Raw genomic sequence first — 5,987 nt, forward strand, 5'->3', positions numbered from 1 at the left:
CAACAAATCGGGCAAGCTGACCGTCGGCTATTTCACCCAGTATCAGGTCGAGGAGCTGGATACCGCCGACACGCCGCTGGAACATATGACCCGGCTGATGAAGGATGCCAATCCGGCAGCGGTGCGCGCGCAACTCGGCCGGTTCGGCTTTTCCGGAGACAAGGCGACGATCAAGGTCGGAAAACTCTCCGGCGGCGAGCGCGCCCGCCTCGCGCTGGCGATGATCACCCGCGACGCGCCGCATCTGCTGATCCTCGACGAACCAACCAACCATCTCGACGTCGATGCCCGCGAGGCCCTGGTCCATGCACTCAACGAATACAGCGGGGCCGTCATCCTTGTCAGCCATGACCGCCATATGCTGGAACTGACCGCCGATCGCCTGATGATGGTCGACAGCGGCAAGGCAGAGGAATTTTCCGGATCGCTCAAGGATTATACCGATTTTGTGCTCGGCAGGAATCAGCCGACTTCCTCTTCGGGGAAGGCTAGCGGGGGCAATCGCAAGGAAGAGCGGCGCGCTGCCGCCGAAAGACGCAAACAGCAAACCGAGCTGCGCAAGACCGTCACCGCCGCCGAAAAGCAAATGCAGACTTTCGGCACAGAATTGTCGGCCATCGACCGCGCGATGTTCGATCCTGCATCGGCCGAACCGAAACACGCCGATCTGACGATGACCGACCTGATGAAGCTGCGGGCCGAAATCCAGGACCGGCTCGACCAGGCCGAAGCCAGATGGCTGGAGGCCAGCGACAAGCTCGAACAGGAAAAGGTCGATGCCTGACCGGTCCCGGCCTTGACCACAACCTGGAAGGTCTCGCTCCCCTGCACCCGCGACGAAGCGCGGATGTTGTCGGAAGACCAGCTGTTCATCGCCTCAAGCGATTCAACCCCGACCATTGTCGTCAGCGAAATCGGTGGCAAGCACCCGGACAAATGGATGATCGACGTCTATTGCGAAACGCCACCCGATACCGCGCTGATCGGGACCCTCCTGCAACTGTCGCCATCGGCAGAACAGTCCGGGTTTCAGCCGATTGTCGAGATACTCATGGACGAAGATTGGGTGACCCTTAGCCAGCAGGGCCTCGAACCGCTGCGTGCCGGCCGCTTCCATGTCCATACGTCGAGCGACAAGCCATCCGCCGACCCCGGATTGATCAGCATCTGCATCGATGCCGGCCAGGCGTTCGGCACCGGCCATCATGAGACCACCACGGGCTGCCTCCACAGCCTCGACCGGCTGAAGCGGACCGGTCACCGGTTCCGCAATATCGCCGATATCGGTACCGGCACCGGGCTGCTGGCTTTTGCCGCGCACCATCTCTGGCCGGAGGCTAAAATCATTGCCAGCGATATCGATCCGGTTGCAGTTGCGGTGACCGGGGACAACGCCCGCCAGAATGCGATCCAGCTGGGCAATCGCAAAAGCCAGATCCGGCTGGTCCAGAGCAACGGCCTCGACCATCCGGCGCTCAAACAGCGCGCGCCCTATGATCTGATCATCGCCAATATATTGGCCGGTCCGCTGGTCGCACTGGCCCCGCAAATCGCCGCCGCATCGGGAGCCCGGACGGTGCTGCTGCTCGCCGGGCTACTGACCCGCCAGAAAGCTGAAGTCGTCCGCGCCTACCGCCGCCAGGGATTTCGCCTCAGGCACACCCGCCTTGCCCATGAATGGCCGTGCCTGACTCTGGTCAAATCGCAAAAATACGGCTGGATCCGCAAGCCGCACCGGAAAAAATCACCGCTGGCATCGGATTATTTCGGGGAGATTTAGAGTTGTGCTCCGGCGAAGGGCAAAGCGAGGCGCGTGACTCGTTTTGCGGTCCATCTCGAGAATTTGAGATTACATAGTGACCGCGGAAATAGGTCGTCAGCTGGAAATAGAACGAATTGAGAACACGCCCCCTGCCCTCGCAGGCTCAAAACCTTGCCCAAACAGACCGCAATCCCCAACTTTTCTGTAAAGTCGCAACCGATATTTGTAAATTGACCATCGACTCTTGCGCTCGCCTGCGTCCTTAGAGAAAGGGCGAGTCTCCGAGCTGCAGCATAAATCGCCGTCCGACCGAGCGATTCGTTTGCGCGACGAATGGAGTCGTTAATTTGTCATTTACCCCCTTGCATAAAAATCTGAGTCAGCCACTATAGGTTGTGGTGGTGCTCCTAGGGGGCACACCAAGCTGGCAGCCGTCTATTCTCGATCCATGGGAGGACGGTGGCGAAGAGAGAAGTCGAGGTATTGGTTCCTGCTACGGTCCGGTCTTCTTGCCCCCCTCCACAAGGGGAAAGGGTTTTAAGACTTATCTCTTCGCCAGTCATCTCTAACATTGCTAAAGTTGACCGCGCCGTCAAGTGCATAGATTACACAGTGTGTAATATTCTAAAAACGGAAGCAGCTTCGAATTCCGGCGACACGAGTTCCGGTGCGGATTCCGGTGACAGGTATAACATTACACAAAAACCGCTTTCCTACACCCTCCCCGATTTCTTATTGTCGCAACCGGTCCCACGGGCCAGGCTCTTTGACATTATGGATAAGAAAACACAATCTGTCTGCTGTTCGCATATTGCGTCGGAACCGGTTTGGCGGGCAAATTGAAAGGTCACACTCGGCCCTGGGCCGACAACCGGCAAATGCAGGAAATCTACCACATAGCGGCAAAAGTCACAGAAATTAAAACCGGCACTTTGCTGTAAAGTTTTCGGTGCGCCGCAATATTGTCAACGCTCACAAAACCACAAAGGCCGGAACTATGCGCGCTATTCTTTGCGACTTCGCGGCTTCGCGTGAGTCCAACCCGGACGCTCGCCACGGATCGGCGCTCAATCAAACAACCGTAGCCTCACCCGCCTGCGACCGCGCATATTCCTGCGTCCCCTCGGTCAGCACCTCGTCCCCCTCGACGATCTCCGCAATCTTGATATCGGGCATATCGGCAATCCGGTCATAGAGCGGCTTGAAATCGGTCTCCACGGTCACCCGCAACAGCTCATCGAGACTCGGAATGACGAAATAATTCTGCTGATAATCGTCGATCCGGTACTCGGTGCGCAGCACCCGTTCGAGATCGAACAGGATCCGGTTGGGGCTCGGATCATCGAGCGCGAAGACGCTCTCGCCATAGCTCGAGACAATACCCGCGCCATAGATACGCAAGCCTTCCGCTTCCTGAATCAGGCCGAATTCCACGGTATACCAGTACAGCCGCGCCAGTTGTTTCAGCGTGCCGAATTCCAGCGCCCGCAGCCCGCCGCGCCCGTAAGCCGCCATATAGTCAGCAAAACGCGGGTCGGCGAGCATCGGGACATGGCCGAAGACATCGTGAAAAATATCCGGTTCCTGGAGATAGTCGAGCTGGTCGCGCCGGCGGATGAAATTGCCCGAGACAAAGCGCCGGTTGGCGAGATGGTTGAAAAACACGTCATCGGGCACCAGGCCGGGCACCGCCACGACCTGCCAGCCGGTGGCGTCCATCAATATCCGGTTGAGTTCTTCGAAATCGGGGATTCCCGGTCGCGACAGCTGCAATATGTCGATGCCGTCGAGAAACGCCTGCGCCGCCCTGCCCGGCAGCATTTCCCGCTGCCTCGCGTACAATATATCCCACGTCTCGTGCTCTTCCGCGGTATAGGACCGCCAGTCCTGATCAATCGTCCAGTCCGCATTTGCGTGCGCTGGCGGCTTGTCATAGACATGGTTGTCGGGTTCGGGCGTGTCGAGCATGGCGGCATCTTACATCAGAATTGGTTTCAATGACAACTACGGCACTAAAATGGTTAAAAAGCTGTTCATTGGCACTGGCTGCAATCATCGCAGCCTATCTGCTGGCGGCGCTCGCGGGCAGTCTGCTCCCGGCCAACCGGCAATGGCAAAGCCCGGCGGATGGCATCGAGCTGTTCATCGAAACCAACGGCGTCCACACCGGAATCGTCATGCCGCTGCGCAATCCCGTGCAGGACTGGACCGGCCTGATCCGTCCCGAGCATCTCGCCGATCCGTCCCGCTACGGCAGCCATGTGCTGGTCGGCTGGGGCCATGAAGGCGTCTATCGCAACACCCGCCTGTGGACGGATCTCCGCGCCCGCGATGCACTCAGCGCGATATTTGGCAGCAGCAAGGTGCTTATCCACGTCCATCACCTGAACTATCCACAGTCTTATCCCCATTATCGCCGGCGTCTGATCGTCAGCGACGCGGAATATCGCCAGATCGCCGCCGCCATCGAAGCGAAATTCGTCCTCGACGGGCAAGGTCGCTCCCAACCCTCGCGGGGCTATGGACGGGATGACCTGTTCTACCGGTCCCGCGGCCATTACAACGCCTTCTACACCTGCAACAACTGGACCAGCGACGTCCTCCAGCAAGCCGGTATCCGCACCGGCCGCTGGACCCCGTTTCAGGGCGGCGTGATGCGCTGGGTTGCGGAAAGTCCGAAATGAACGGTTCGCCCTGAGGTTAAGATGCCGTTTGTGGTGAACCTGTCGGACCACGCCTCTCCTAAAAAAATATCCTTCGACAAGCTCAGGACGAACGGCAGCCAGCCGAAACGCATCCCGCGCCTTCTCCCGTGAGGGAGAAGGATGCGAAGACTTGGCAGCTTGTCTGCCTAGTCGCAGCTGGATGAGGGTGTTCAATCTCGGGTTTGGCGCACGCCATCACCGGCAGAACACCCTCATCCAACGCCGCCTAATTCGCTGCACTCACAAGGCTCTGTATCCTTCTCCCTCACGGGAGAAGGACCGCCCTCGCCGCGTTCCGTTTGCACCGAGCCGTCGAAAGGTCTTTATCCAAAGTTCGGCATAAACCCGTCAGTGGTGAGCCTGTCAAACCACGCCTCTCGTCTGATCACAATCCTTCGACCCTTCGACAAGCTCAGGACGAACGGTAAATTCGCTAGCCGCCGGCCATATCGCGCAAGCTCGCCCGGTCTTTGATCGTCACAGCCCCATATCCCGGCTCCACCACGCCCGCGCCCTCCAGCTTGGTCAGGGCCTTGCCCAGCGACACCCGCGAAACCCCGACAAGATCAGCCATATCCTGCTGGGTGGCCCTTATCTCGGCGCCATCACCCTGATCGCCGCAGAGCTGGAGCAGCGCCTGCGCCAGCCGCTGCGGCACCGAGAGGTTGCGGCTCGATTCGACCAGGTCGAACGATTCCTGCACGGTCAGCGCCATGGTCTTGAGCAGCAGACGCGTGACGAACGGATCGGTTTCCATCAGGCTTTGCAGTTCACTGTCGCCGATCCGGATCAGGGTGCAATCGGTCCCGGCAATCGCATCCACGGTTCGCGGAAACTCTCCCATGAACGCCAGTTCGCCGAACGTGTCGCCCGCGCCGATCAGCGCAAACAGGGTCAGCCGTCCGTCAATGCCATAGCGCCCGATTTGTACCGATCCGCTTTCGATATACCAGAATTCCCTGGCGGTATCGCCGCGCTGCTGGATGATCTGGCCCCTGGCAAAGAACCGGGGCTTCCCGCGCGCGAGCAAATCGCGGCGAACGGCGTCGGGAAGCGCTTTTACAAAGCCGGTTGCCGCCAGGGATGATCCGTCCATGAAAATTTCCCCAATTGAAAAGCTATTTACATTTCTGATCTTTCTCTTGCGCTAACAGGGGATCAGAATCAAGCCTCTGGAGAGATGTCATGCGGCCCGAGATTTTCGCAATTACCGGTATTTTCCTTGTCTTTGGAATGCTCGAATTCCTCCGCACGCGTCTGTTCAGCAAGCCCGAGCAGACCCGCGATGATGCGTGGGTGGAAATCATCGGTTCCTTCGTGCTGCTGGTAATCACCCAGCCCGGGATTATCGTCTCGGTCCAGTTCATTCTCGGAAGCATCGCACCGCAATGGCAGGGTGCGCTGGCGAATATTCCCCTGATCGCCGCCATCGGCCTGTTCCTGGTGCTCGACGACATGATACAATATTGGTGGCACCGCCTATCGCACAGCCTGCCGTTTCTCTACAATCTCCATCGCTC

General features: G+C 58.8%; 6 protein-coding genes. 4 read left to right on the plus strand and 2 right to left on the minus strand.

Translation table 11 applies throughout. The features are described 5' to 3' along the window. On the plus strand, window positions 1-784 hold a 784-nt coding region (locus ACN0SW_RS20110; RefSeq protein ID WP_417729679.1), incomplete at its 5' end, for an ATP-binding cassette domain-containing protein. A gap of 12 nt (window positions 785-796) precedes the next feature. Beyond that, entirely contained in the window at window positions 797-1,780 is a 984-nt protein-coding gene (locus tag ACN0SW_RS20115) for a 50S ribosomal protein L11 methyltransferase (RefSeq protein WP_417729680.1), read from the plus strand. A 1,053-nt stretch (window positions 1,781-2,833) separates the two neighbouring features. Here ACN0SW_RS20115 and phhA read toward each other — a convergent pair. Further along, the gene (gene phhA, locus ACN0SW_RS20120) at window positions 2,834-3,730 is read right to left on the minus strand and encodes a phenylalanine 4-monooxygenase (RefSeq protein WP_417729681.1); all 897 of its coding nucleotides are present in this window, start codon (window positions 3,728-3,730) and stop codon (window positions 2,834-2,836) included. 29 nt (window positions 3,731-3,759) lie between these two features. Here phhA and ACN0SW_RS20125 point away from each other — a divergent pair, with 29 nt between their 5' ends. Continuing rightward, entirely contained in the window at window positions 3,760-4,446 is a 687-nt protein-coding gene (locus ACN0SW_RS20125; RefSeq protein ID WP_417729682.1) for a TIGR02117 family protein, read from the plus strand. 454 nt (window positions 4,447-4,900) lie between these two features. Here ACN0SW_RS20125 and ACN0SW_RS20130 read toward each other — a convergent pair whose 3' ends face one another. Continuing rightward, complete coding sequence (locus ACN0SW_RS20130; RefSeq protein ID WP_417729683.1) at window positions 4,901-5,563, minus strand: Crp/Fnr family transcriptional regulator; 663 nt, start codon at window positions 5,561-5,563, stop codon at window positions 4,901-4,903. An 89-nt stretch (window positions 5,564-5,652) separates the two neighbouring features. On the opposite strand from ACN0SW_RS20130, the gene ACN0SW_RS20135 reads away from it, so the two are divergent. Further along, a partial coding sequence (locus ACN0SW_RS20135) for a sterol desaturase family protein (RefSeq protein ID WP_417729684.1) occupies window positions 5,653-5,987 on the plus strand: 335 nt, incomplete at its 3' end.

Source organism: Roseovarius sp. (genome assembly GCF_048262375.1).
In the GTDB taxonomy this organism is placed as follows: domain Bacteria; phylum Pseudomonadota; class Alphaproteobacteria; order Rhodobacterales; family Rhodobacteraceae; genus Roseovarius.

Coding starts and splice junctions, on each gene's coding strand:
- phhA (WP_417729681.1), bottom strand. CDS start 3,730: ATGCTCGACACGCCCGAACCCGACAACCATGTCTATGACAAGCCGCCA.
- ACN0SW_RS20125 (WP_417729682.1), top strand. CDS start 3,760: ATGACAACTACGGCACTAAAATGGTTAAAAAGCTGTTCATTGGCACTG.
- ACN0SW_RS20130 (WP_417729683.1), bottom strand. CDS start 5,563: ATGGACGGATCATCCCTGGCGGCAACCGGCTTTGTAAAAGCGCTTCCC.